This window comes from Enterobacter cloacae complex sp. SHL012, from assembly GCF_049237505.1.
Lineage (GTDB): Bacteria > Pseudomonadota > Gammaproteobacteria > Enterobacterales > Enterobacteriaceae > Enterobacter > Enterobacter kobei.
Window position 1 is genome coordinate 73,370 of sequence record NZ_JBMKIZ010000008.1, and the last position, 24,590, is coordinate 97,959.

22 protein-coding genes are annotated in these 24,590 nt (G+C 56.0%); 14 read left to right on the top strand and 8 right to left on the bottom strand.

What is annotated here, in order from left to right:
- Window positions 1-113: 113 nt before the first annotated feature.
- A complete protein-coding gene (locus ACOTY9_RS20085; RefSeq protein ID WP_047027911.1) occupies window positions 114-1,097 on the bottom strand; it encodes a quinone oxidoreductase in 984 nt (327 codons plus the stop codon).
- 66 nt (window positions 1,098-1,163) lie between these two features.
- On the opposite strand from ACOTY9_RS20085, the gene dnaB reads away from it, so the two are divergent.
- The 6 genes from dnaB (at window position 1,164) to ACOTY9_RS20115 (ending at window position 6,893) form a co-directional block, all read left to right on the top strand.
- Window positions 1,164-2,576: a replicative DNA helicase gene (gene dnaB, locus ACOTY9_RS20090; protein ID WP_008503375.1), complete on the top strand. Its 1,413-nt coding sequence runs from the start codon at window positions 1,164-1,166 to the stop codon at window positions 2,574-2,576.
- Window positions 2,577-2,592: 16 nt separating this feature from the next.
- Window positions 2,593-3,672 carry an alanine racemase gene (gene alr, locus ACOTY9_RS20095; protein WP_014882146.1) on the top strand — a complete coding sequence of 360 codons (1,080 nt, stop codon included), beginning with the start codon at window positions 2,593-2,595 and terminating at the stop codon, window positions 3,670-3,672.
- Between the two features lie 119 nt (window positions 3,673-3,791).
- On the top strand, window positions 3,792-4,985 hold the full coding sequence (gene tyrB / locus ACOTY9_RS20100) for an aromatic amino acid transaminase (RefSeq protein WP_014882147.1): 1,194 nt from the start codon (window positions 3,792-3,794) through the stop codon (window positions 4,983-4,985).
- Between the two features lie 308 nt (window positions 4,986-5,293).
- Window positions 5,294-6,007 (top strand): acid phosphatase AphA, encoded by a 714-nt coding sequence (gene aphA, locus ACOTY9_RS20105; RefSeq protein ID WP_348566074.1) that lies wholly within the window; start codon window positions 5,294-5,296, stop codon window positions 6,005-6,007.
- A 113-nt stretch (window positions 6,008-6,120) separates the two neighbouring features.
- Entirely contained in the window at window positions 6,121-6,537 is a 417-nt protein-coding gene (locus tag ACOTY9_RS20110; protein WP_014882149.1) for a secondary thiamine-phosphate synthase enzyme YjbQ, read from the top strand.
- Window positions 6,538-6,539: 2 nt separating this feature from the next.
- Window positions 6,540-6,893 carry an MmcQ/YjbR family DNA-binding protein gene (locus tag ACOTY9_RS20115; RefSeq protein ID WP_014882150.1) on the top strand — a complete coding sequence of 118 codons (354 nt, stop codon included), beginning with the start codon at window positions 6,540-6,542 and terminating at the stop codon, window positions 6,891-6,893.
- A 2-nt stretch (window positions 6,894-6,895) separates the two neighbouring features.
- Here the strand turns inward: ACOTY9_RS20115 and uvrA are convergent, their stop codons facing one another.
- Window positions 6,896-9,718, bottom strand: coding sequence for an excinuclease ABC subunit UvrA (uvrA, locus tag ACOTY9_RS20120; protein WP_023331804.1), 2,823 nt, complete (start codon window positions 9,716-9,718; stop codon window positions 6,896-6,898).
- A 251-nt stretch (window positions 9,719-9,969) separates the two neighbouring features.
- On the opposite strand from uvrA, the gene ssb1 reads away from it, so the two are divergent.
- Entirely contained in the window at window positions 9,970-10,497 is a 528-nt protein-coding gene (gene ssb1, locus ACOTY9_RS20125) for a single-stranded DNA-binding protein SSB1 (protein ID WP_014882152.1), read from the top strand.
- 59 nt (window positions 10,498-10,556) lie between these two features.
- Here ssb1 and ACOTY9_RS20130 read toward each other — a convergent pair whose 3' ends face one another.
- Window positions 10,557-10,838 (bottom strand): YjcB family protein, encoded by a 282-nt coding sequence (locus tag ACOTY9_RS20130; RefSeq protein ID WP_014882153.1) that lies wholly within the window; start codon window positions 10,836-10,838, stop codon window positions 10,557-10,559.
- A 527-nt stretch (window positions 10,839-11,365) separates the two neighbouring features.
- On the opposite strand from ACOTY9_RS20130, the gene ACOTY9_RS20135 reads away from it, so the two are divergent.
- Window positions 11,366-12,931, top strand: a complete 1,566-nt coding sequence (locus ACOTY9_RS20135; protein ID WP_023336605.1) for an EAL domain-containing protein — start codon at window positions 11,366-11,368, stop codon at window positions 12,929-12,931.
- Window positions 12,932-12,937: 6 nt separating this feature from the next.
- On the opposite strand, the gene soxS is transcribed toward ACOTY9_RS20135, so the two are convergent.
- A complete protein-coding gene (gene soxS, locus ACOTY9_RS20140) occupies window positions 12,938-13,264 on the bottom strand; it encodes a superoxide response transcriptional regulator SoxS (protein ID WP_008503387.1) in 327 nt (108 codons plus the stop codon).
- 98 nt (window positions 13,265-13,362) lie between these two features.
- Between soxS and soxR the strand changes: the two genes are divergently transcribed.
- The 4 genes from soxR to ACOTY9_RS20160 all read left to right on the top strand — a co-directional run bounded on the left by soxR (window position 13,363) and on the right by ACOTY9_RS20160 (window position 18,317).
- The gene (soxR, locus tag ACOTY9_RS20145; RefSeq protein WP_014882155.1) at window positions 13,363-13,821 is read left to right on the top strand and encodes a redox-sensitive transcriptional activator SoxR; all 459 of its coding nucleotides are present in this window, start codon (window positions 13,363-13,365) and stop codon (window positions 13,819-13,821) included.
- Between the two features lie 381 nt (window positions 13,822-14,202).
- The gene (locus ACOTY9_RS20150) at window positions 14,203-14,874 is read left to right on the top strand and encodes a glutathione S-transferase family protein (RefSeq protein WP_023331807.1); all 672 of its coding nucleotides are present in this window, start codon (window positions 14,203-14,205) and stop codon (window positions 14,872-14,874) included.
- Window positions 14,875-15,170: 296 nt separating this feature from the next.
- On the top strand, window positions 15,171-16,520 hold the full coding sequence (ghxP, locus tag ACOTY9_RS20155) for a guanine/hypoxanthine transporter GhxP (RefSeq protein WP_014882157.1): 1,350 nt from the start codon (window positions 15,171-15,173) through the stop codon (window positions 16,518-16,520).
- Between the two features lie 150 nt (window positions 16,521-16,670).
- Window positions 16,671-18,317, top strand: coding sequence for a Na+/H+ antiporter (locus ACOTY9_RS20160; RefSeq protein ID WP_014882158.1), 1,647 nt, complete (start codon window positions 16,671-16,673; stop codon window positions 18,315-18,317).
- 80 nt (window positions 18,318-18,397) lie between these two features.
- On the opposite strand, the gene ACOTY9_RS20165 is transcribed toward ACOTY9_RS20160, so the two are convergent.
- Window positions 18,398-19,285 carry a LysR family transcriptional regulator gene (locus tag ACOTY9_RS20165; protein ID WP_014882159.1) on the bottom strand — a complete coding sequence of 296 codons (888 nt, stop codon included), beginning with the start codon at window positions 19,283-19,285 and terminating at the stop codon, window positions 18,398-18,400.
- Between the two features lie 102 nt (window positions 19,286-19,387).
- On the opposite strand from ACOTY9_RS20165, the gene ACOTY9_RS20170 reads away from it, so the two are divergent.
- Both ACOTY9_RS20170 and ACOTY9_RS20175 read left to right on the top strand, forming a co-directional pair.
- Window positions 19,388-19,798: a CidA/LrgA family protein gene (locus ACOTY9_RS20170; protein WP_248083128.1), complete on the top strand. Its 411-nt coding sequence runs from the start codon at window positions 19,388-19,390 to the stop codon at window positions 19,796-19,798.
- Window positions 19,791-20,480 (top strand): LrgB family protein, encoded by a 690-nt coding sequence (locus ACOTY9_RS20175; protein ID WP_014882161.1) that lies wholly within the window; start codon window positions 19,791-19,793, stop codon window positions 20,478-20,480. The genes ACOTY9_RS20170 and ACOTY9_RS20175 overlap by 8 nt, the downstream gene beginning before the upstream one ends.
- A 32-nt stretch (window positions 20,481-20,512) precedes the next feature.
- On the opposite strand, the gene actP is transcribed toward ACOTY9_RS20175, so the two are convergent.
- From actP to acs, 3 genes are all read right to left on the bottom strand, one after another.
- The gene (gene actP / locus ACOTY9_RS20180; RefSeq protein ID WP_014882162.1) at window positions 20,513-22,162 is read right to left on the bottom strand and encodes a cation/acetate symporter ActP; all 1,650 of its coding nucleotides are present in this window, start codon (window positions 22,160-22,162) and stop codon (window positions 20,513-20,515) included.
- The gene (locus ACOTY9_RS20185; protein WP_014882163.1) at window positions 22,159-22,473 is read right to left on the bottom strand and encodes a DUF485 domain-containing protein; all 315 of its coding nucleotides are present in this window, start codon (window positions 22,471-22,473) and stop codon (window positions 22,159-22,161) included. Before ACOTY9_RS20185 ends, actP begins: the two co-directional genes overlap by 4 nt.
- Before the next feature lie 138 nt (window positions 22,474-22,611).
- Complete coding sequence (gene acs / locus ACOTY9_RS20190) at window positions 22,612-24,570, bottom strand: acetate--CoA ligase (RefSeq protein ID WP_032637734.1); 1,959 nt, start codon at window positions 24,568-24,570, stop codon at window positions 22,612-22,614.
- Window positions 24,571-24,590: the final 20 nt, after the last annotated feature.

Here is a 24,590-nt window from a genome sequence, read left to right on the forward strand (position 1 = left end):
ATCGAATCTGTCACTATGGCTGCCGCTACAGAATTCATCGAGCTGTACCCTACATACAGCCGAACTAAAAAAAGAAAGGGCTTCCCACGGGAAGCCCAATTTCTTTTTGGGGCTCAGGGAATGAGTAAACTTGAACCCTGTGTCGCCCGGCTTTCCAGCACCTCATGCGCACGCTGCGCATCGGTCAGCGGATATTTCTGCGCATCCGCCACGTCCACCTTAATCACGCCGCTGGCGATCAGCGAGAACAGCTCGTTGCTGGCTTCCTCCAGTTCTTCCCGGTTGGTGATATAGCCCTGCAGGGAAGGGCGGGTCACGTAGAGCGAGCCTTTCTGATTCAGGATGCCAAGATTGACGCCAGTGACAGCGCCTGACGCATTCCCAAAGCTCACCATCAGCCCGCGACGTTGCAGGCAGTCCAGCGACGCCTCCCAGGTGTCTTTGCCCACCGAGTCATACACCACGCGCACTTTTTTACCGCCAGTAATCTCTTTCAGGCGCTCGACGATGCTCTCTTCGCGATAGTTGATCACCTGCCACGCCCCCGCGTCCAGCGCACGCTGCGCTTTTTGGGCATTGCCTACGGTACCGATGAGTTTCGCGCCTAAGGCTTTCGCCCACTGGCAGGCAATCAGCCCCACGCCACCCGCTGCGGCATGAAAAAGAAACTGCTCGTCGGGTTTAATTTCATAGGTTTTGCGCAGCAGATAGTAAACCGTTAACCCCTTCAGGAACGAAGCGGCCGCCTGCTCGAAGGAGATAGCGCCAGGCAGCAGAGCGGCTTTATCCGCCGGAACGTTGTGGACGGAGCTGTAAGCGCCCAGCGCAGATTGCGCATACACCACGCGGTCGCCCTCTTTAATATGCTTAACCGCGCTGCCCACTTTAATGACGACACCGGCCGCCTCGGTGCCCAGACCACTTGGCATTGACGGAGGCGGATAGAGACCGCCGCGAATATAGGTATCGATGTAGTTAATGCCGATAGCTTTGTTTTCAACCTGAATTTCGTTCTCGCCAGGCGCTGCGGGGGTAAACTCCACCGCTTTCAGTACTTCCGGACCGCCGTGTTTCTGGAACTCAATGCGCGTTGCCATGCTCCCTCCGTAAGAAAAATATGGTAATCTTTCGACCCACTCTTTATCTCGGTAACTCCATTCACTATGGCAGGAAACAAACCCTTCAACAAACAGACTGAACCCCGCGAGCGTGATTTCCAGGTTGCAGGGTTAAAAGTCCCGCCGCACTCGATTGAAGCGGAACAGTCGGTGTTGGGCGGTTTAATGCTGGATAACGAACGCTGGGACGACGTCGCTGAGCGCGTGGTGTCTGAGGATTTCTACACCCGTCCGCACCGTCATATCTTTACCGAAATGGCGCGCCTGCAGGAGTCGGGCAGCCCGATTGACCTGATTACGCTCGCGGAATCGCTTGAGCGTCAGGGGCAGCTGGACAGCGTCGGCGGGTTTGCCTACCTGGCAGAACTGTCAAAAAACACGCCAAGTGCGGCGAACATCAGCGCTTATGCCGATATCGTGCGGGAACGTGCCGTCGTCCGTGAGATGATATCGGTGGCGAACGAGATCGCCGAAGCCGGTTTTGATCCGCAGGGGCGCACCAGCGAAGACCTGCTCGATCTGGCGGAGTCCCGCGTCTTTAAAATCGCCGAAAGCCGTGCGAACAAAGACGAAGGGCCTAAAAACATTGCCGATGTGCTCGACGCGACCGTGGCGCGTATCGAGCAGTTGTTCCAGCAACCGCATGATGGTGTCACCGGGGTCAACACCGGTTATGACGACCTCAACAAAAAGACCGCTGGCCTGCAGCCGTCGGATCTGATTATCGTTGCGGCGCGTCCGTCGATGGGTAAAACGACATTTGCGATGAACCTCGTCGAAAATGCCGCAATGTTGCAGGATAAACCTGTTCTCATCTTCAGTCTTGAGATGCCCTCCGAGCAGATTATGATGCGTTCTCTGGCATCGCTGTCGCGCGTGGACCAGACCCGTATCCGTACCGGCCAGCTCGATGATGAAGACTGGGCGCGTATCTCCGGCACGATGGGCATTCTGCTGGAAAAACGTAACATCTATATTGATGACTCCTCCGGCCTGACGCCAACGGAAGTGCGCTCCCGCGCGCGCCGTATCGCCCGCGAACACGGCGGCATCGGCCTCATCATGATCGACTACCTCCAGCTGATGCGCGTGCCGTCGCTCTCCGACAACCGTACGCTGGAAATTGCAGAGATTTCCCGCTCGCTCAAGGCGTTAGCCAAAGAGCTGCACGTGCCGGTGGTGGCGCTGTCGCAGCTGAACCGCTCCCTGGAACAACGTGCCGATAAACGCCCGGTCAACTCCGACCTGCGTGAATCCGGCTCCATCGAGCAGGATGCCGACTTAATCATGTTCATCTACCGTGATGAGGTTTATCACGAGAACAGCGACCTGAAAGGGATCGCCGAAATTATTATTGGTAAACAACGTAACGGCCCGATCGGGACGGTGCGTCTGACCTTTAACGGACAGTGGTCGCGTTTCGACAACTACGCCGGTCCTCAATATGATGATGAGTAATTTCTAAGGAATTCAAATGCAAGCGGCAACTGTAGTCATTAACCGCCGCGCTCTGCGACACAACCTGCAACGTTTGCGTGAACTGGCGCCCGCCAGCAAGCTCGTTGCAGTCGTGAAAGCGAACGCTTACGGACACGGTCTTCTTGAGACCGCGCGAACGCTCCCCGATGCCGACGCCTTTGGCGTCGCCCGTCTTGAAGAAGCTCTCCGCCTGCGTGCGGGGGGGATCACGCAACCCATTTTGCTGCTGGAAGGCTTTTTCGAAGCCACAGACTTGCCTACGATTGCTGACCAGCATCTGCACACGGCGGTACATAACGAAGAACAGCTGTCCGCGCTGGAAAACGCCGAGCTGAGTGAACCCGTTACCGTCTGGATGAAGCTCGACACGGGCATGCACCGTCTGGGCGTTCGCCCGGAAAATGCGGAGGCGTTTTATCAGCGTTTGTGCCGGTGCAAAAACGTGCGACAGCCCGTGAACATCGTCAGCCATTTTGCGCGTGCCGATGAGCCTGAATGTGGGGCAACCGAGCAGCAGCTCGATATCTTTAACACCTTCTGCGAAGGCAAGCCGGGAATGCGCTCGATTGCGGCTTCCGGCGGGATCCTGCTGTGGCCGCAGTCGCACTTTGACTGGGCGCGCCCGGGCATTATTCTTTATGGCGTGTCGCCTCTGGAGAGCAAACCCTGGGGGCCGGACTTTGGCTTTAAGCCAGTGATGTCTCTGGTCTCGAATCTGATTGCCGTGCGTGAGCACAAAGCGGGCGAGCCGGTGGGCTATGGCGGCACCTGGATTAGCGAGCGCGACACGCGCCTTGGCGTGGTGGCGATGGGCTACGGAGATGGCTATCCGCGTGCTGCACCGACAGGTACACCGGTGCTGGTTAACGGTCGCGAGGTCAACATTGTCGGTCGCGTTGCGATGGACATGATTTGTGTGGACCTTGGACCCGACGCCCAGGATAAAGCAGGTGATGATGTTGTGATGTGGGGTGAGGGCCTGCCCGTTGAGCGCATTGCTGAAATCACGAAAGTGAGTGCTTACGAACTTATCACGCGCCTGACCTCCCGGGTGGCGATGAAATACCTTGACTGAACCGTCTGTGAAGTGAGGTTATTAACCTCACTTCAACTTTATTAACATCCTCTCGACCTTCTCCCACTTCCGGTTTATTGTTGAAACTCCTGCCTCATCGAATTCCGGAGAACCATCGCGTGTTTCAGAACGTTGACGCCTATGCCGGCGACCCTATTCTCTCCTTAATGGAGCGTTTCAAAGAAGATCCTCGCAGCGATAAAGTGAACCTCAGCATCGGTTTGTATTACAACGAAGAGGGTATTATTCCTCAGTTACAAGCCGTTGCCGAAGCCGAAGCGCGTCTGAATGCGGTCCCGCATGGAGCGTCGCTCTATCTGCCGATGGAAGGGCTCAATGCGTACCGCAATACCATCGCACCGCTGCTGTTTGGGGCCGATCATCCGGTACTTGCGCAAAAACGTGTGGCGACCATCCAGACGCTGGGTGGATCGGGCGCGCTGAAAGTCGGTGCTGATTTCCTGAAAAAATACTTCCCGGATTCCGGCGTGTGGGTCAGTGACCCGACGTGGGAAAACCACGTCGCAATTTTTGAGGGCGCAGGCTTTAATGTCGAGACTTATCCATGGTTTGACAGCGAAACCAACGGCGTGCGCGTTGAAGCCCTGCTGGAAAAACTGAAAACGTTGCCGGCGCGCAGCATTGTGCTGCTGCATCCGTGCTGCCACAACCCAACGGGTGCGGACCTCACCAATGACCAGTGGGATGCCGTCATTGAGGTGCTCAAGGCTCGCAACCTGATTCCATTCCTCGACATCGCCTATCAGGGCTTTGGCGCCGGGATGGAAGACGATGCCTATGCTATCCGCGCCGTTGCGAGTGCCGGCCTGCCTGTGCTGGTGAGCAACTCTTTCTCGAAAATCTTCTCCCTGTATGGCGAACGCGTCGGCGGGCTGTCCGTGGTCTGCGAAGATGCCGAAGCTGCCAGCCGCGTGCTGGGCCAGCTTAAAGCTACGGTGCGCCGTATCTACTCCAGCCCCCCGAACTTTGGTGCGCAGGTTGTGGCGACGGTACTCGGCGACGAACAGCTGAAAGCTAGCTGGCTTGCCGAAGTGGAATCCATGCGTAAGCGCATTCTGTCGATGCGTCAGGAGCTGGTCAACGTGCTGAAAGAGGCGGTACCGGGGCATAACTTTGATTATCTGATCAGGCAGCGCGGGATGTTCAGCTACACCGGTTTGAGCGCCGCGCAGGTCGACCGTCTGCGCGACGAGTTCGGCGTCTACCTGATTGCCAGCGGCCGCATGTGCGTCGCGGGTCTCAATGCCAGCAACGTTCATCGCGTGGCACAGGCATTTGCTGCGGTAATGTAAGTACTCACTACTGTATTCTCCCTCTCCCTGTGGGAGAGGACATCAGGCCGCCGTGCAGTCTTATCGCCCGGTGGCGCTCCGCTTACCGGGCCTACGGGCAGGGTGTTCTCCCTCTCCCTGTGGGAGAGGGCCGGGGTGAGGGTATCAGGCTACTCAGGTCGATGTCTCGCTTTGTGATCGTCTTCTTTTTCTTCAGATTGATAATCAAAAACTCCTTTTCTTCACCTGCCGCTGGGGTTATGGTCGGATAGTTTTTTGACCATTCACTCAAAATAAAACGATAACGAACTGAATATTCAGGGGAAAATATGCGCAAGATCACACTGGCGCTCAGCGCCGCCTGCTTATTGTTCTCACTTAATAGTGCCGTCGTCGCGCGCGCTTCTGCGCCAACGCCGATTTACACCGGCACTACCGCTGCCATTCTTGCCGAACAGGCTCCTATTCACTGGGTATCCGTGGCCCAAATCGAAAACAGTCTGATGGGCCGCCCGCCCATGGCCGTTGGCTTTGATATTGACGACACCGTTCTGTTCTCCAGCCCGGGATTCTGGCGCGGCAAAAAAATGTATTCGCCGGACAGCGAAGCGTATCTGAAGAACCCGGCGTTCTGGGAAAAGATGAATAACGGCTGGGACGATTACAGTATCCCGAAAGAGGTCGCCCGGGCGGTCATTGCCATGCATGTGAAGCGCGGCGACAGCATTTACTTCGTCACCGGTCGTAGTCAGACCAAAACAGAAACCGTCTCCAGAACCCTGCAGGATGATTTCCAGATCCCGGCTGCCAACATGAACCCGGTCATTTTTGCGGGTGACAAAGAAGGGCAAAACACCAAAACCCAGTGGCTGGAGAAGAAAAACATCAAAGTGTTCTATGGTGATTCGGATAACGACATTACCGCGGCGCAGGATACAGGAGCCAGAGCGATCAGGGTGTTACGCGCCTCTAACTCGACCTATCGACCGCTGCCGATGGCCGGAAAATTTGGCGAAGAGGTGATTGTTAACTCGGAGTATTAAGCGTCTGGCCGCGAGTTTGATTATTTTTTAATCAAATCTCGCTGCGGCGGGTTTTACCTTTCGACTTCTTGCTGCACACTTAGAAAGGTTCATCTTTCTAAACGGAGCAGCACATGTGGTATCAACAGACCCTGACCTTAAGCGCTAAACCCCGCGGATTTCACCTGGTGACGGAGGAAGTCATCGGGCAAATCCGCGATTTGTCGCGCGTCAGAACGGGTTTACTGCATCTGCTGCTTCAACACACGTCAGCCTCCCTCACGCTTAATGAAAATTGCGATCCCACTGTCCGGTCTGATATGGAAAACCATTTTCTGAAGAGTGTCCCGGACAACGCCCCCTATGAGCACGATTATGAGGGCGCAGATGACATGCCTTCGCATATCAAATCTTCTCTGCTCGGGGTATCGCTGATGCTGCCGGTACACAACGGGCGGCTACTGCTGGGAACGTGGCAAGGGATCTGGCTGGGAGAACATCGCATTCACGGTGGTTCGCGTAAAATTATCGCAACGCTACAAGGGGAATAATGATGACAATTTCGGAGCTACTTCAGTACTGCATGAGTAAACCTGGCGCGGAGCAGAGCGTGCATAGCGACTGGAAAGCCACGCAGATAAAAGTGGGAGATGTGCTGTTTGCGATGGTGAAAGAGGTCGAAGGCCGCCCGGCCGCGTCGCTGAAAACCAGCCCGGAGCTGGCGGATTTGCTACGCCAGCAGCATGATGATGTGAGGCCGAGCAAACACCTGAATAAGGCGCACTGGAGCACGGTTTATCTGGATGGATCCCTGCCCGGCTCGCAAATTTACTATCTGGTGGATGCGTCTTATAAACAGGCAGTAGAGCTGCTGCCGGAAGCGACCCGACAACAACTCTCCGTCTGACATTACAGCAACGGTTTAAGGAAGCGCGCGGTGTGCGAGGCTTCGCACTCTGCAACGGTCTCTGGCGTACCGGAGACGAGGATTTCACCGCCGCCGCTGCCGCCTTCCGGGCCGAGATCGACAATCCAGTCCGCGGTTTTAATCACGTCCAGATTATGTTCGATGACCACAATCGTGTTGCCCTGATCGCGCAACTGATGCAGCACGTCGAGCAACTGCTGGATATCCGCAAAGTGCAGACCGGTAGTCGGCTCATCCAGAATATACAGCGTCTGACCGGTGCCGCGTTTGGAGAGCTCACGCGCCAGCTTCACGCGCTGGGCTTCACCGCCCGACAGCGTAGTGGCGGACTGCCCCAGACGAATGTAGGTCAGACCGACGTCCATCAGGGTCTGCAGCTTACGTGCCAGCGCAGGGACGGCGTCAAAGAACTCGCGCGCCTCTTCGATGGTCATGTCCAGCACTTCGTGGATGGTCTTGCCTTTGTACTTAATTTCCAGCGTTTCGCGGTTATAGCGTTTACCTTTGCACTGGTCGCACGGGACGTAGATATCCGGCAGGAAGTGCATCTCAACTTTGATGACGCCATCGCCCTGGCACGCTTCACAGCGGCCGCCGCGCACGTTAAAGCTGAACCGTCCCGGCGTGTACCCGCGTGAACGCGCTTCCGGCACGCCGGCGAACAGTTCACGTACGGGCGTGAAGACGCCGGTATAGGTCGCCGGGTTCGAGCGAGGGGTTCGGCCAATCGGGCTCTGGTCAATGTCGATAACCTTATCGAAATGTTCCAGCCCCTGAATGTCTCGGTACGGCGCGGGCTCGGCCAGCGTCGCACCGTTCAGCGCCGTCTGCGCAATCGGGAACAGGGTATCGTTAATCAGCGTCGATTTACCGGAACCGGACACGCCAGTGATGCAGGTAAACAGGCCAACCGGTAGCGTCAGCGTCACATCTTTCAGGTTGTTGCCGCGCGCGCCGGTCAGCTTCAGCACTTTTTCCGGATCTGCCGCTACGCGCTGTTTTGGCACCTCAATCTTACGCTTGCCGCTCATGTACTGGCCGGTCAGCGACTCGGGTACCGCCATAATGTCTTTCAGCGTCCCTTCCGCGACCACCTGACCGCCGTGTACGCCCGCGCCAGGACCAATGTCGATCACGTGATCCGCAGCGCGAATCGCGTCTTCGTCGTGCTCCACCACAATCACCGTGTTACCGAGGTTGCGCAGGTGGACCAACGTGCCGAGCAGACGTTCGTTGTCGCGCTGGTGCAGGCCGATTGACGGCTCATCCAGCACGTACATCACGCCGACTAAGCCCGCGCCAATCTGGCTGGCCAGGCGGATACGCTGGGCCTCACCGCCGGACAGCGTTTCTGCCGAGCGGGAAAGCGTCAGGTAGTTCAGACCCACGTTCACCAGGAACTTGAGACGATCGCCAATCTCCTTCAGCACTTTTTCAGCGATTTTCGCGCGCTGACCGGAGAGCTTCAGGTTGTTGAAGAAGTCCATCGCGTGGCCGATGCTCATGTCTGAGATGGTCGGCAGCGCTGTGTTTTCGACAAAGACATGACGCGCTTCGCGACGCAGACGCGTGCCTTCACAGGTGGCACAGGAGCGGTTGCTGATGAACTTCGCCAGCTCCTCGCGTACCGCGCTGGATTCGGTCTCTTTGTAGCGGCGCTCCATATTGTGCAGCACCCCTTCGAACGGGTGGCGACGCACGGAGGTATCACCACGATCGTTCATGTATTTGAACTCGATGTTCTCTTTACCGGAACCGAACAGGATCACTTTGTGCACGTTCGGGCTCAGGCTGGCCCACGGCGCTTCAACGTCGAACTTATAGTGCTCCGCCAGCGATTTCAGCATCTGGAAGTAGTAAAAGTTACGCTTATCCCAGCCGCGAATGGCGCCGCCTGCCAGCGACAGCTCAGGGTTCTGGATCACGCGGTCCGGGTCGAAATACTGCTGTACGCCCAGGCCGTCGCAGGTTGGGCATGCGCCTGCCGGGTTGTTGAACGAGAACAGACGCGGTTCCAGCTCGCGCATGCTGTAGCCGCAAATCGGGCAGGCAAAGTTGGCGGAGAAGAGCAGCTCTTCCGCTTTCGGGTCGTCCATATCGGAAACAACGGCGGTACCACCGGAGAGTTCCAGCGCCGTTTCGAACGATTCCGCAAGACGCGTCGCGAGGTCTTCACGCACCTTAAAGCGATCGATCACCACCTCAATGGTGTGCTTTTTCTGCAGCTCCAGTTTTGGCGGATCCGACAGGTCGCACACTTCGCCGTCAATACGGGCGCGGATATAGCCCTGGCTTGCCAGGTTCTCCAGCGTTTTGGTGTGTTCGCCTTTACGCTCTTTAATAATTGGCGCCAGCAGCATCAGGCGTTTGCCTTCCGGCTGCGACAGCACGTTATCCACCATCTGGCTCACGGTCTGCGCCGCCAGCGGGACGTCGTGGTCCGGGCAGCGCGGCTCACCCACGCGCGCATACAGAAGACGCAGGTAGTCGTGAATTTCAGTAATGGTACCGACCGTTGAACGCGGGTTATGCGAAGTCGACTTCTGCTCGATGGAGATCGCAGGCGATAACCCTTCAATATGATCGACATCCGGTTTTTCCATCAGCGACAGGAACTGACGCGCGTACGCGGAGAGAGATTCAACGTAACGACGCTGTCCTTCGGCATACAAGGTGTCGAAAGCCAGTGAGGATTTGCCAGACCCCGAAAGCCCGGTCACGACGATGAGTTTGTCGCGAGGGATTATGAGGTTGATATTTTTGAGATTGTGGGTGCGGGCGCCCCGAACTTCGATCTTATCCATTCACCTTTCCCGGTTGAAACACGGATTGCCTGGTTTGTTTGAAGGACAAACGGCTGTCAGAAACGGCTAATTATGACACAATTTAACCTGTTTGAATATACAGTATTGGAATGCATTTTATGATTCGCTGTGTAACAATGTTCAGTTCGCGCGCGAACTCTGGAAGATACTACGCAACTATCAAAGTGGCGTCTGGAAATGGTACACTCGCGCGTTTACACTATTAAGAAACGTATTCAGGAGACACGAACATGGCCAGCAGAGGCGTAAACAAGGTGATTCTCGTCGGTAATCTGGGCCAGGACCCGGAAGTACGCTACATGCCGAGTGGTGGCGCAGTTGCCAACATTACGCTGGCTACTTCCGAATCCTGGCGTGATAAAGCGACCGGTGAGATGAAAGAGCAGACTGAATGGCACCGCGTGGTGCTGTTTGGCAAACTGGCAGAAGTTGCCGGTGAGTATCTGCGTAAAGGTTCTCAGGTCTATATCGAAGGCCAGCTGCGCACCCGTAAATGGACCGATCAGTCCGGCGCTGAGAAGTACACCACCGAAGTTGTGGTAAACGTTGGCGGTACCATGCAGATGCTGGGCGGCCGTCAGGGCGGTGGCGCGCCAGCAGGTGGCGGTCAGCAGCAGCAGGGCGGTTGGGGTCAGCCTCAGCAGCCACAGGGCGGCAACCAGTTCAGCGGCGGCGCACAGTCTCGTCCGCAGCAGCAGTCTGCTCCGGCACCGTCTAACGAGCCACCAATGGACTTCGACGACGACATCCCGTTCTGATCAACGGATGCTCAAACAAAAAACCCAGACATCGTCTGGGTTTTTTGTTTATACAGGAATCAGGTAATCACCATTGGCCAGTCTGGTGGCTGGTGGCTCATTGCCTCTACCATCACGACTTTAATATTTTCCCAGACAGCGGCAATATCCAGCAGGGTGATGCCCAACAGGCCCGTTGCGAACCAGCAAGCCGCGCCAAGTCCCAGCAGAGTGCTGATGACCGCAAGACCCGCGTAGTCAGATTTACGAAACTGAATGTTCAGCGTGCTGGCTAAAAACATCAGTACCGCGCTCAACAAAGGCCAGCGCAGGAGAACCATGCTGGTAGTAATGGTTGCCATAGAACCCATCCTCTACAAAACAGACGAACTGAATGAAACGGTGTTTCTCGTTACAGAATATGTGTGAACTATATCACATTTGTTGATTTATTCGCCAGCGTCTGAGCGTTCAAAATGGGGATTTTATTACGCAAAAAAGGCGATGGTGCCGGGTACCTGGGTCCCGATACCTGGCTGAGCGGACACACGATGGGCCAGCCACGAGGTTTTTATAAGTGGCACGTTATTTTTTGCTCATCCTGAAAATAATGTGGTAATAGCCGGGCATTTATAAAACATCGATTCTCTGTTGTGTTATCTTCAAACCCCACATGTGCGCTGGATAATTATTTCCCTTAATTGAAACGGAACGAATACTTACAGTTTAGCTTACGGGAAAATATTATCGTCATAACGAAATTTAAGATTTTTAATACTAAAAGTCAGTTGCTAACTTCGCATGATTCATGCAACGTAATCACCTGTTTAACAAAGCATCCGGCCTTCATTACTACAGGCGTACAACATGCAGGGATATAGGGCGGGAAATGAATCGTAGCGCGCGGCGCAAAATGCTCAGGGTAGTAGGGATCATCATGGTAGTTATGCTGCCGGTGATGCTTGCCCTATGGTTTGCCCAGCTAAGAGCCGTGTCGGAAACAAGCGCTCAGCTCCGTACATTTGCTGAACTGGCTTTAGACAAAACAGAACTGGTTATTCAACAAGTTGATCTGGCCCGGGACGAGGCCGAAAAATATCAGGGTAAACTTTGTACACCGGAACATCGCCAATATATGTTGAACGTTGTGCGTGGCCGCCTGTTTGTCGCTGATTTAATTTATGCAGAAGGTCAGAATTTTCTTTGTTCAACCGTTTTTACACCGGACCAACCTTACGCGATCCCGATTGCCAATTACACCCGTAAACCTGACATCGCTATCTATTATTTTCGCGACACGCCATTTTATACTGGCTATAAAATGACATATATGCAGCGTGGAAATTATGTCGTGGTGGTCAATCCGCTTTCTTACAGCGAAGTGATGTCTACCGATCATTCTCTCTCCTGGGGAGTGTACGACACGGTAACCAATGCATTCTTTTCCGTTAGCCAGAAAGCAAATCCTTCTTTATTAAATTCGATGATTCAGGATAAGGAATCGGTATTTCAAAAAGATAACCGTTTCTATACCGTCGTGAAATCACCAAAACGGCCGATTGCCGCTATCGTGTCGACGTCAAATAAGCGTTTTTACGAAACGCTCTACCATCAGGCGACGTTGACGCTGCCGCTGGGGATGATCTGCAGCATTATTATTTTGCTGGTATGGTCGCGGACGCACCGCGAGCTTAATTCGCCAGGGCGGTTGCTGCATCGGGCGTTGCACAAACGACAGCTTTGCCTGCACTACCAGCCGATTATTGATATCAAGAACAACCAGTGCGTGGGGGCAGAGGCGTTGTTGCGCTGGCCGGGTTTCAACGGACAGGTGATGAGTCCGGCTGAGTTTATTCCGCTGGCTGAAAAAGAGGGAATGAGCGAGCGGATTACGGATTATGTCGTTGAGGAGGTATTCAGCGATCTGGGTCATTTCCTGGCTGAGCATCCGCATCTCTATATTTCAATTAACCTGTCGGCCACGGATTTCCACTCCTCACGGCTGATCGCCATGATTTCTGACAAGGCGCGCCACTATGCCGTCCGTGCTCAGCAAATCAAAATCGAAGTGACGGAACGTGGGTTCATTGATGTGCCAAAAACCACACCGGTGATTCAGGCTTTCCGGCAGGCGGGTTATGAAGTGGCGATCGATGATTTCGGGACCGGTTACTCGAACCTGCACAATCTCTATTCGCTGAACGTCGACATTCTGAAAATCGATAAATCGTTTATCGATACTCTAACGACCAACAGCACCAGCCATCTGATCGCCGAGCATATTATCGAGATGGCGCAAAGCCTGCGGCTTAAAACCATTGCGGAAGGGGTCGAAACGGCAGAGCAGGTGAGTTGGTTGCTGAAGCGCGGCGTCCAGTTCTGTCAGGGATGGCACTTCGCGAAAGCGATGCCGCCCCAGGAATTTATGACCTGGCAGCAGCAACCTTTGCACTAAGGGTGATTAATTCAACTGGTGGCGATAGTCGCTCGGCGTACGGTCAAACTCGCGGCGAAACACGCGGGAAAAGGTTTGTTGCGACACATAGCCAAGATCCATCGCGATATCAAAAATCGGTCGCTGCGTTGAGCGTAACGCCTGCGCCGCCAGCAGTAATCTGCGTTGACGAATGTACTCACCCAGGGTTTGATGCATAACCGTGCGGAACATTCTCTGTAAATACCATTTCGAATAGCCCGACTTTTTAGCGACCACATCGATGTTCAACGGTTGATCGATATGATCATCAATCCATTCAATAAGTGTCTGAATAATCTGCTGATGCGACATAAGGTTGCCCCTCTGTAGATACAACTTTCTTGGTTGATTCGTCGTTTTCTCTGCGGGGGAGTATAATTCCTCAAGTTAACTTGAGGTAAAGAGGTTTTATGGAAAAGAGATTGCCGCGTATTAAAGCGCTTTTAACCCCCGGCGAAGTGGCAAAGCGAAGCGGTGTTGCGGTATCGGCGCTCCACTTCTATGAAAGCAAAGGGTTAATTAAAAGCATCCGTAACGGCGGAAACCAGCGCCGCTATACCCGTGACGTTCTCCGTTATGTGGCGATTATCAAAATTGCGCAACGAATCGGCATTCCCCTGGCGACGATAGGTGAGGCGTTTGGGGTGTTGCCGGAGGGCCACACGCTGAGCCCGAAAGAGTGGAAAGAGCTCTCCTCCCAGTGGCGTGAAGAGCTGGACAGACGTATTCATACGCTGGTTGCGCTGCGCGATGAACTGGACGGTTGTATCGGCTGCGGCTGTCTGTCCCGCAGCGACTGCCCGTTGCGGAACCCTGGCGACAGGCTGGGCGAGCAGGGGACAGGGGCGCGGCTGCTGGAGGAGGAGTAAGTCTCTGCGGCCTGCGCGTCGGGTGGCGGCTGCGCCTTACCCGACCTACAAAAACCACATTCTCGAACGTAGGCCGGGTAAGGCGCAGCCGCCACCCGGCATACACACGCACCCTATAAAGAACTAAAGCGCCACTAAGGGCGCTTTAGTTTTTCCCGGTCTTTGTCTTTCTCTCTATCCCGCTGGTTCACGGGAGGGTTTCCCCCGACATCAGCACCCCTCGTGTCGAGCTGGTTGGTGAGGTTCCGGATTGTGCTGACACTTTAATTCTATGCAAGCCCCGTTTTTTCGCCAGCGTCGCTGACCGGTTTTTAGCCGAATTTTTTTCGCGGTGTTGTTCAATTTTCTATAGTTAAAAAGTATGAATCACAGGAGAAGACCATGCTCACGGTACATCACCTTAACCAGTCGCGCTCACATCGTGTGATCTGGGCGCTGGAAGAACTCGCCCTGCCTTATGAGATCGTTCACTACCAGCGCGAAAAGAACATGCTGGCGCCGGAGGCTCTCAAAAAGGTGCATCCGTTGGGCAAATCACCCATCATCGAAGATAACGGACTGATCCTCGCGGAATCGGGTGCCATTCTGGAGTACCTCCAGGAAACCTATGATGCCGAATCGCGCCTTAAGCCGTTAGATCCGGCGCATAAGGTGCAATACCGCTTCTGGCTGCATTACGCGGAAGGATCGCTGATGCCACTGCTGTTAATGAAGTTGGTTTTCAACAGCCTCGGCAAGCCGCCCGTGCCGCCAGGCATCCGACTCCTGGGCAAGGCGCTGGGTAAGGGGGTGCAGAAAGCGTATCTCAATCCCCAGCTGGAAACGCATGCGCGCTTTATTGACTCGCATCTCGCTCAAAACAGCTGGTTTGCCGGGGACGCGCTCAGCATGGCCGACATTCAGATGAGTTTCCCGATCTTTGCCCTGCTGGCGCGTGGAGGTATCGACAATCTGCCGCATATTGAGGCCTGGAAGCAAAAGGTCGATAACAGCCCCGGCTGGAAGCGAACCCTGGAACAGGGTGGGCCATTATCCATCCCGGGTGAGGATTGAAATGTAAACAAATTGCGCATAGACGATAACGTTTGCGCATCCTCTGTTTATTTCTTCAGCGTCATAAGCGAATTTTAGCGAAAAACGATAAAGTTCAGTTGAAAAGGGCGGTGTTTAGGCTGGATAATCGTTTGCCTTAATTTGACCACCCGTTTTTAAGCGCGGAGCTAAACGTTTGCTTTTTTTGTGACGCCCTTTCGTCGCAAACGCAAAACAAGGATTTGACGTATTAGCTGGCAGTGGCGTCTCCACCACGCTTATGAACGCTCTATAAAAACTCTCAGGGGATGTTTTCTATGTCTACGCCATCTGCGCGTACCGGCGGTTCACTTGACGCCATGTTTAAAATTTCGGCTCGCGGCAGCACCGTGCGTCAGGAAGTTGTTGCCGGTCTGACAACGTTTCTGGCGATGGTTTACTCCGTCATCGTTGTGCCGGGCATGCTGGGTAAAGCGGGCTTCCCGCCAGCAGCTGTTTTTGTCGCGACCTGCCTGGTAGCCGGTGTGGGCTCCATTGTGATGGGGCTGTGGGCGAACCTGCCGCTGGCGATTGGTTGCGCCATCTCTTTGACCGCGTTCACCGCGTTCAGCCTGGTGCTGGGTCAGCAGATCAGCGTACCGGTCGCACTCGGCGCCGTGTTCCTGATGGGTGTGCTGTTCACCGTTATCTCTGCTACCGGCATTCGTAGCTGGATTTTGCGCAACCTGCCGCAGGGCGTGGCGCACGGCACCGGTATCGGCATCGGTCTGTTCCTGCTGCTGATTGCCGCTAACGGCGTGGGCCTGGTGATCAAGAATCCGCTGGACGGCCTGCCGGTGGCGCTGGGGCATTTCGCGAGCTTCCCGGTGATCATGTCGCTGATCGGTCTGGCGGTGATTATCGGTCTGGAAAAACTGAAAGTGCCGGGCGGCATTCTGCTGACCATTATCGGTGTATCCATTGTCGGCCTGATTTTCGATCCGAACGTCCACTTCTCCGGTATTTTCGCTATGCCATCGCTGAGCGATGACAAGGGCAATTCTCTGATTGGCAGCCTGGATATCGTCGGTGCGCTTAACCCGGTAATCCTGCCAAGCGTGCTGGCACTGGTGATGACCGCCGTGTTTGACGCAACCGGTACGATTCGCGCGGTGGCCGGTCAGGCTAACCTGCTGGATAAAGACGGTCAGATTATTGATGGCGGCAAAGCCCTGACGACTGACTCCCTGAGCAGCGTCTTCTCAGGACTGGTGGGCGCAGCGCCTGCGGCAGTGTATATCGAGTCCGCAGCGGGCACGGCTGCAGGCGGTAAAACCGGCCTGACGGCCATCACCGTCGGCGTGCTGTTCCTGCTGATCCTGTTCCTCTCTCCGCTCTCTTATCTGGTACCGGCTTACGCGACCGCGCCAGCGCTGATGTATGTCGGCCTGCTGATGCTGAGCAACGTGGCGAAGATCGACTTTGCGGATTTCGTGGATGCCATGTCTGGCCTGATTACCGCCGTGTTTATCGTGCTGACCTGTAACATCGTGACCGGCATCATGATCGGTTTCGCGTCGCTGGTCATTGGTCGTCTGGTCTCTGGTGAATGGCGCAAGCTGAACATCGGCACCGTGGTGATCGCCGTTGCGCTGGTGGCATTCTACGCAGGCGGCTGGGCCATCTAAGTTGTCCATTGATGCGAAAACGGGTGGCTCAGGCCGCCCGTTTTTATTTTCAGAGCTCATCCCGTTGCCTTTTGCGTTACTCTGAAGAAGATAGAATAAAAGGCACGACGCCTTCCGTAGTACATAAGTAACACAGCAAACAGGGAACGCATGGAAATCTTCTTCACAATACTCATCATGACCCTTGTGGTCTCATTATCCGGGGTGGTCACACGCGTACTGCCCTTTCAGGTCCCCCTGCCATTAATGCAAATTGCCATCGGCGCGCTGCTGGCGTGGCCGACGTTTGGCCTGCACGTGGAATTTGACCCCGAACTGTTCCTCGTGCTGTTTATTCCGCCACTGCTGTTTGCTGATGGCTGGAAAACGCCCACGCGCGAATTCCTTGAGCACGGGCGAGAGATCTTCGGCCTGGCGCTGGCGCTGGTCGTCGTCACCGTCGTCGGGATTGGCTTCCTGATTTACTGGGCCGTACCGGGTATCCCGTTAATCCCCGCCTTTGCGCTGGCCGCCGTGCTCTCGCCAACCGATGCCGTGGCGCTTTCCGGCATAGTGGGTGAAGGTCGTATTCCGAAGAAAATCATGGGGATTTTGCAGGGCGAGGCGCTGATGAATGACGCCTCTGGTCTGGTCGCCCTGAAGTTTGCCGTGGCGGTTGCCATGGGGACGATGGTCTTTACCATTGGCGGCGCGACGCTGGAATTCTTCAAAGTGGCGATTGGCGGTATCCTCGCGGGCTTTGTGGTGAGCTGGCTGTATGGTCGCTCCCTGCGCTTCCTCAGCCGCTGGGGCGGTGATGAACCCGCCACGCAAATCGTACTGCTGTTCCTGCTGCCGTTTGCCTCCTACCTGATTGCCGAACATATTGGCGTATCGGGCATTCTGGCGGCGGTAGCGGCAGGGATGACCATCACCCGCTCCGGCGTGATGCGCCGCGCGCCGCTGGCAATGCGTCTGCGTGCCAACAGCACCTGGGCGATGCTGGAATTTGTGTTTAACGGCATGGTATTCCTGCTGTTGGGCCTGCAACTGCCGGGCATTATGGAGTCCTCGCTGATTGCGGCAGAGGCCGATCCGAACGTTGAAGTCTGGATGCTGTTTACCGACATCGTGCTGATCTACATGGCACTGATGCTGGTGCGTTTTGGCTGGCTCTGGACGATGAAGAAATTCAGCGTGCGCTTCCTGACGAAAAAGCCGATGGAGTTTGGCTCCTGGACCACACGCGAGCTGCTGATTGCCTCTTTCGCTGGCGTGCGTGGGGCGATCACCCTTGCCGGTGTGCTCTCTATTCCGCTGCTGCTGCCGACGGGCGATGTCTTCCCGGCGCGCTACGAGCTGGTGTTCCTGGCGGCAGGCGTGATCCTCTTCTCGCTGTTCGTGGGCGTGGTGATGCTGCCGATTTTACTGCAGCACATTGACGCCGGGGATTCGACCCAACAGCATAAAGAGGAGCGTATTGCGCGTGCGGCTACCGCCGAAGTAGCGATAGTCGCTATTCAGAAAATGGAAGAGCGTCTGGCGGCGGATACAGACGAGAACATCGATAACCAGCTGCTGACGGAAGTGAGTTCCCGCGTAATTGGTAACCTGCGCCGTCGGGCTGACGGACGTAATGACGTGGAAAGCTCGCTGCAGGAGGAAAACCTGGAACGCCGGTTCCGCCTGGCGGCGCTGCGTTCAGAGCGTGCCGAGCTGTACCATCTGCGTGCCACGCGGCAGATCAGCAACGAGACGCTGCAAAAGCTGCTGCACGATCTGGATTTGCTGGAAGCGTTGTTGATAGAGAATCAGTAGCGCGCTTTTGCCCGGTGGCGCTGCGCTTACCGGCCTACATTCGAATCGTAGGCCGGGTAAGGCGAAGCCGCCACCCGGCACTATTCAGACTGCACCCAAAACCCCTTACAGCACTCCAGCCACGCCTGCGCGCTATGCGACAGATACACCCCTTCACGCCAGATCATCCCTAACTGCCAGTGCAGCTCGCTCTCCAGCGGGATCCAGCGCAGGGTGTTTTTATCCAGCCGCTCGCAAATTGGCTGCGGCAGAATGGCAATCCCCACGCCAGCCTGAACCATCGCGGCCAGAAAATCCCACTGACCGCTGCGCACCGCAATGCGTGGCTTCACATTATGTTGGTTAAACAGCGTCATCAGCTGGCGGCTTAAGGCGAAGTCTTCGTTGTAGATCAGCAACGGATGTTCGCCGAGCAGTTCGGGTTTCACCGAGTCAATTTTCAGCCAGTCACCGGAGCGCGGTACGAGCACGCACAGCGGATGGCTGAACAGCGGCAGCGTCGCCAGACCGCTCTCTTCCTCTACGGGGAGGGCCGTCATCGCCACATCCAGCTCGCCGTTCATCACGGCCTGCTGGACGGTCAGGCCGCCAAATTCAGAAATTTTTAGCTCAACGCCGGGGTAGCGCTGACGAAAGAGGCTAATCGGCCCGGCCATCATCATGCCGACCATCGGCGGAATGCCAAGACGTAATAGCCCTTTGGTAAGGTGGTTGATATCCGCAAGCTCAGCCTCAAGCTGGCGGAACTCAGCCAGAATCGCCAGCCCGCGCTCGAAGACCACGCGTCCGGTATCCGTCAGCAGCAGCTTGCGTCCGTCACGAAGCAGCAGGGTACAGTTCAGCTCGTCCTCAAGGTTTTTCAGCATCTTGCTGATGGTCGGCTGGGTAACGAACAACTTCTCCGCTGCGCGGGTAAAACTTTGCTGGCGAACCACCTCGACAAAATAGCGCAGCGTTCTTATGTCCATGATTATTCCTCGAAACTATACCTTCGATGATTTTAATTCATTTCTGTCCCTGACGTGCGCTCACTATACTGGCGCCTCGTCTCAATTTTGAGGAAAACCCCCATGGCCGTGGCGTTAAGTCGTGTTACGCCTGCCGTTGTGCAACGACTCCAGGTACCGGTTCAGGTACTGCTCTATGCCGGACTGTTTGTTTTCGCGGAATATCTTGTCGACTGGCTGCACCTGCCTTTACCCGCCAACCTGGTCGGGATGGTGCTAATGCTAACGCTGATCCTCTGTCGCGTGTTGCCCCTTAGCTGGGTGCGAGCCGGCGCGCGCTGGCTGCTGGCGGAGATGCTGCTGTTCTTCGTGCCTGCGGTGGTCGCGGTGGTGAACTATGCCCAGTTGCTGATGGTCGACGGCTGGCGCATCTTCGCGGTTATCGCCCTGAGTACGCTGATGGTATTGGGCGCCACTGCCTGGGTGGTGGATAAAGTCTATCGCTTTGAAATCAGCAGGCAGAAGCATGACTAACGTTCAGATAAGCGTGCTGTGTCTGATTGCGACCATCGTAATCTACTTTGCCAACAAGCGTTTGTACCGCCGCTTTCGCGCGCTGCCGCTCATGCCGCTGGTGTTCACCCCCATCCTGCTGGTGCTCATGCTGGTCTTCGGCCATATTTCCTGGCAGAACTACATTGGGGAATCCCACTGGCTGCTGTGGCTGCTCGGCCCGGCCACCATCGCCTTTGCCGTTCCCGTGTACGACAACCTGAATATTATTAAACGCCACTGGATGTCGCTTAGCGCAGGCGTTCTGACTGCCACGGTGGTGGCGGTGTGTAGCTCGGTCTGGCTGGCGCGGCTGTTTACGCTGCCCGATGAAATTCAGCGCAGCCTGGCCGTGCGTTCGGTGACGACGCCGTTTGCGCTGGCAGCGGCTAAACCGCTTGGCGGGCAGCCGGATCTGGTGGCGCTGTTTGTGGTCGTGACGGGCGTCTTTGGCATGGCGGTGGGCGATATGCTCTTTTTGCGGCTTTCTATTCGGGAGGGGATGGCGAAAGGGGCAGGGTTTGGCGCGGCGTCTCATGGCGCAGGTACGGCGCGTTCGTATGAGCTGGGTCAGCAGGAAGGCGTGGTGGCAAGTCTGGTGATGATGCTCTCTGGCGTAACGATGGTGCTTATCGCACCGCTGGTGGCATGGGTGATGTTTTAAACTCCCCGGCCTGAGAGACCGGGGAGAAAGGCTTAGTGTGCGCGGCCCTGTTCAACGCCCAGGCCGGTTTGGGAGCGAATAAACTGGGCGCGGAATTTCTCACGCTCCAGGTTACCTTCCGGCGAGTTGTCGGTGGCCGAGAAGACCCAGATACCAATAAACGCCACGGCAATCGAGAACAGCGCCGGATACTCATACGGGAAAATGGCGCTTTCGTGACCGAGGATCTGTACCCAGATGGTCGGGCCCAGAATCATCAGGATCACCGCCGTCAGCAGCCCCAGCCAGCCGCCAATCATCGCCCCACGGGTGGTCAGTTTTGACCAGTACATGGAGAGCAGGATGATCGGGAAGTTACAGCTCGCCGCAATCGAGAAGGCCAGCCCCACCATAAAGGCGATGTTCTGCTTCTCGAACAGAATACCGAGCAAAATGGCGACCACACCCAGCACCAGCACGGTGATCTTAGAGACTTTCAGCTCGTCACGTTCGCTTGCCCCTTTACGGAACACGTTGGCGTAGAGGTCGTGCGAGACCGCAGAGGCACCGGCCAGCGTCAGTCCCGCTACTACGGCAAGGATGGTGGCGAAGGCCACGGCAGAGATAAAGCCGAGGAACAGGTTACCGCCCACCGCGTCGGCCAGATGCACCGCCGCCATGTTGTTGCCGCCAATCAGCGCACCCGCCGCGTCTTTAAACGCCGGGTTTGCCCCTACCAGCATGATCGCGCCAAAGCCGATGATAAAGGTCAGGATGTAGAAATAACCCATAAAGCCGGTGGCGTAGAAGACGCTCTTACGCGCTTCACGCGCATCGCTCACGGTGAAGAAACGCATCAGAATGTGCGGCAGGCCCGCGGTACCGAACATCAGGCCGAGACCGAGGGAGAGTGCGGATATCGGATCTTTCACCAGCCCGCCCGGGCTCATGATTGCCTCTCCTTTTGGATGAACCGCCATCGCTTCGGTAAACAGGTTATTGAAGCTGAACCCGACGTGCTTCATCACCATAAAGGCCATAAAACTGGCGCCGAACAGCAGCAGGACCGCTTTGATAATCTGTACCCAGGTGGTCGCTAGCATGCCGCCGAACAGGACGTACATCACCATCAGGACGCCAACCAGTACCACGGCGATGTGGTAGTTCAGACCGAACAGCAGTTCGATCAATTTACCTGCCCCGACCATCTGCGCAATGAGGTATAGCGCGACCACCACCAGCGAACCGCAGGCGGAGAGGGTGCGAATGGGCCCCTGTTTCAGGCGATAGGAGGCCACGTCAGCGAAGGTATAGCGCCCGAGGTTGCGCAAGCGTTCGGCAATGAGGAACAGGATGATCGGCCAGCCGACGAGGAAGCCCAGGGAGTAGATCAGGCCGTCGTAGCCGGAGGTATAAACCAGCGCGGAGATCCCGAGGAACGAGGCGGCAGACATAAAGTCGCCCGCTATCGCCAGCCCGTTCTGAAAACCGGTAATGTTGCCGCCCGCGGTGTAATAATCATTACGGGAGCGCACGCGCTTCGACGCCCAGTAAGTGATGTACAGCGTCAGCAGGACGAAAATCAGGAACATCACAATCGCCTGCCAGTTAGTCGGCTGACGCTGAACGTCGCCGGTGATGGCATCCGCCGCGTGGGCGGCAAAAGGAAGTGTGGCGGCAAGCGCCGTCAGGATCCGCTTCATGATGCTTTTACCTCTTGCAGTACCGCTCTGTTGAGACGATCGAATTCACCGTTCGCGCGCCAGACGTACACGCCGGTCAGCAAGAAGGAGATCACAATCACGCCAATGCCAATAGGAATGCCGCGCGTGACGCTGGTGCCCGCGTGCAGCGGGGTGCCCAGCCAGTGCGGAGCAAAGGCGATCAGCATAATAAAGCCGACGTAGATAATCAGCATGATGATAGAAAGGATGAAGGCAAACCGTTGCCGTTTTTCGACGAGCTCCCTGTAGTGCGCACTATTCTCTATCTGCTGACAAATATGGTCATTCATCACAGAGTCTCCAGAGGTTTGTAGGGTAGGTGTTTGTAGTTATTCCCTCTCCCTGTGGGAGAGGGTTAGGGTGAGGGGAGAAGGTGCGATCAGATGCCCTCACCCCGGCCCTCTCCCACAGGGAGAGGGAGAAAACATTTACGAAGGCATTGCGATGGACTGCTTCTCTTCGAGCAGTTTTTCCACCACGCCAGGATCCGCGAGCGTTGAGGTATCACCGAGGTTGCTGGTATCCCCCGCCGCGATTTTGCGCAGGATACGGCGCATAATCTTGCCGGAGCGGGTTTTCGGCAGCGAGTCGGTCCAGTGCAGCACGTCCGGCGTAGCAAGCGGGCCGATCTCCTTACGTACCCAGTTGCGCACCTCGGCGTACAGCTCGGGTGACGGCTCCTCGCCGTGGTTCAGCGTGACGTAAGCGTAAATCGCCTGGCCTTTGATGTTGTGCGGGATCCCGACAACGGCGGCTTCAGCAATTTTCGGATGCGACACCAGCGCCGATTCAATTTCAGCCGTCCCCAGACGGTGGCCAGAAACGTTGAGCACGTCATCCACGCGACCGGTGATCCAGTAATAACCGTCTTCATCACGGCGCGCGCCGTCGCCGCTGAAGTACATGTTTTTAAAGGTCGAGAAATAGGTCTGCTCAAAGCGTTCGTGGTCGCCGAACAGGGTACGCGCCTGGCCTGGCCACGAGTCGACGATCACCAGGTTGCCTTCGGTGGCCCCGTCCAGCGGGTTGCCCTCGTTATCCACCAGCGCAGGCTGTACGCCGAAGAATGGGCGCGTGGCAGAACCGGCCTTCAGCTGTGTGGCGCCAGGCATAGGGGTGATCATGAAGCCGCCGGTTTCGGTCTGCCACCAGGTGTCCATCACCGGGCATTTTTCATTGCCGATTTTCTTCCAGTACCACTCCCAGGCTTCGGGGTTAATGGGTTCACCCACGGAACCGAGGATGCGCAACGAAGAGCGGTCAGTGCCTTCGATGGCCTTATCGCCTTCCGCCATTAACGCGCGGATCGCCGTTGGCGCGGTGTAGAGAATGTTGACCTGGTGCTTGTCGACTACCTGACACATACGCGCCGGGGTCGGCCAGTTTGGCACGCCCTCAAACATCAGCGTGGTGGCACCGCAGGCCAGCGGGCCGTAGAGCAGGTAGCTATGCCCGGTCACCCAGCCCACGTCGGCGGTACACCAGTAGATGTCGCCCGGGTGGTAATCGAAGACATATTTAAAGGTCGTGGCCGCATAAACCAGATAACCGCCGGTGGTGTGCAACACGCCTTTCGGTTTACCGGTTGAACCGGAGGTGTAAAGAATGAACAGCGGGTCTTCAGCATTCATCTCTTCCGGCTGATGCTGGTCACTCGCTTTCTCGATCAGGTCACTCCACCACAGGTCACGTCCCTCGTTCCAGTCGATCTTGCCGCCGGTACGCTTCAGCACGATAACGTTACTGACCGTTTTGACATTCGGGTTTTTCAGCGCTTCATCGACGTTTTTCTTCAGCGGTATACCGCGTCCGGCGCGCACGCCTTCATCCGCGGTGATCACCAGTTTTGAACTGGAATCGACAATACGGCCGGCAACGGCTTCCGGTGAGAACCCGCCGAAGATAACCGAGTGAATTGCGCCGATACGCGCGCAGGCCAGCATAGCAACCGCGGCTTCCGGCACCATTGGCATATAGATAGCCACCACATCGCCCTTTTTAATGCCTTTTTCCAGCAGGACGTTGGCGAAACGGCAGACGTCGCGATGCAGTTCTTTATAGGTAATGTGTTTGCTCTGTGAGGCATCGTCGCCTTCCCAGATGATGGCGGTTTCATTCCCGCGTTCGGCAAGATGGCGATCCAGGCAGTTCGCCGCCAGGTTCAGCGTGCCATCTTCATACCATTTAATGGAGACGTTGCCGGGCGCAAAGGAGGTGTTTTTCACCTTCTGATAAGGTTTGATCCAGTCAAGGATGTGTCCCTGCTCGCCCCAGAAGGCGTCAGGGTGGGAAACTGATTTCTGATATTTCTCGTGGTACTGCTCCGGGTTGATCAGGCAACGGTCCGCAATGTTTGCGGGAATGTCGTGTTTATGTATTTGGCTCATGGCTTTTTTTCTCCTTGTAA

Excerpts from the sequence above, each read along its gene's own strand:
- ACOTY9_RS20085 (WP_047027911.1), bottom strand. The coding sequence starts at position 1,097 with ATGGCAACGCGCATTGAGTTCCAGAAACACGGCGGTCCGGAAGTACTG.
- dnaB (WP_008503375.1), top strand. The coding sequence starts at position 1,164 with ATGGCAGGAAACAAACCCTTCAACAAACAGACTGAACCCCGCGAGCGT.
- alr (WP_014882146.1), top strand. The coding sequence starts at position 2,593 with ATGCAAGCGGCAACTGTAGTCATTAACCGCCGCGCTCTGCGACACAAC.
- aphA (WP_348566074.1), top strand. The coding sequence starts at position 5,294 with ATGCGCAAGATCACACTGGCGCTCAGCGCCGCCTGCTTATTGTTCTCA.
- ACOTY9_RS20110 (WP_014882149.1), top strand. The coding sequence starts at position 6,121 with ATGTGGTATCAACAGACCCTGACCTTAAGCGCTAAACCCCGCGGATTT.
- ACOTY9_RS20115 (WP_014882150.1), top strand. The coding sequence starts at position 6,540 with ATGACAATTTCGGAGCTACTTCAGTACTGCATGAGTAAACCTGGCGCG.
- uvrA (WP_023331804.1), bottom strand. The coding sequence starts at position 9,718 with ATGGATAAGATCGAAGTTCGGGGCGCCCGCACCCACAATCTCAAAAAT.
- ssb1 (WP_014882152.1), top strand. The coding sequence starts at position 9,970 with ATGGCCAGCAGAGGCGTAAACAAGGTGATTCTCGTCGGTAATCTGGGC.
- ACOTY9_RS20130 (WP_014882153.1), bottom strand. The coding sequence starts at position 10,838 with ATGGCAACCATTACTACCAGCATGGTTCTCCTGCGCTGGCCTTTGTTG.
- ACOTY9_RS20135 (WP_023336605.1), top strand. The coding sequence starts at position 11,366 with ATGAATCGTAGCGCGCGGCGCAAAATGCTCAGGGTAGTAGGGATCATC.
- soxS (WP_008503387.1), bottom strand. The coding sequence starts at position 13,264 with ATGTCGCATCAGCAGATTATTCAGACACTTATTGAATGGATTGATGAT.
- soxR (WP_014882155.1), top strand. The coding sequence starts at position 13,363 with ATGGAAAAGAGATTGCCGCGTATTAAAGCGCTTTTAACCCCCGGCGAA.
- ACOTY9_RS20150 (WP_023331807.1), top strand. The coding sequence starts at position 14,203 with ATGCTCACGGTACATCACCTTAACCAGTCGCGCTCACATCGTGTGATC.
- ghxP (WP_014882157.1), top strand. The coding sequence starts at position 15,171 with ATGTCTACGCCATCTGCGCGTACCGGCGGTTCACTTGACGCCATGTTT.
- ACOTY9_RS20160 (WP_014882158.1), top strand. The coding sequence starts at position 16,671 with ATGGAAATCTTCTTCACAATACTCATCATGACCCTTGTGGTCTCATTA.
- ACOTY9_RS20165 (WP_014882159.1), bottom strand. The coding sequence starts at position 19,285 with ATGGACATAAGAACGCTGCGCTATTTTGTCGAGGTGGTTCGCCAGCAA.
- ACOTY9_RS20170 (WP_248083128.1), top strand. The coding sequence starts at position 19,388 with ATGGCCGTGGCGTTAAGTCGTGTTACGCCTGCCGTTGTGCAACGACTC.
- ACOTY9_RS20175 (WP_014882161.1), top strand. The coding sequence starts at position 19,791 with ATGACTAACGTTCAGATAAGCGTGCTGTGTCTGATTGCGACCATCGTA.
- actP (WP_014882162.1), bottom strand. The coding sequence starts at position 22,162 with ATGAAGCGGATCCTGACGGCGCTTGCCGCCACACTTCCTTTTGCCGCC.
- ACOTY9_RS20185 (WP_014882163.1), bottom strand. The coding sequence starts at position 22,473 with ATGAATGACCATATTTGTCAGCAGATAGAGAATAGTGCGCACTACAGG.
- acs (WP_032637734.1), bottom strand. The coding sequence starts at position 24,570 with ATGAGCCAAATACATAAACACGACATTCCCGCAAACATTGCGGACCGT.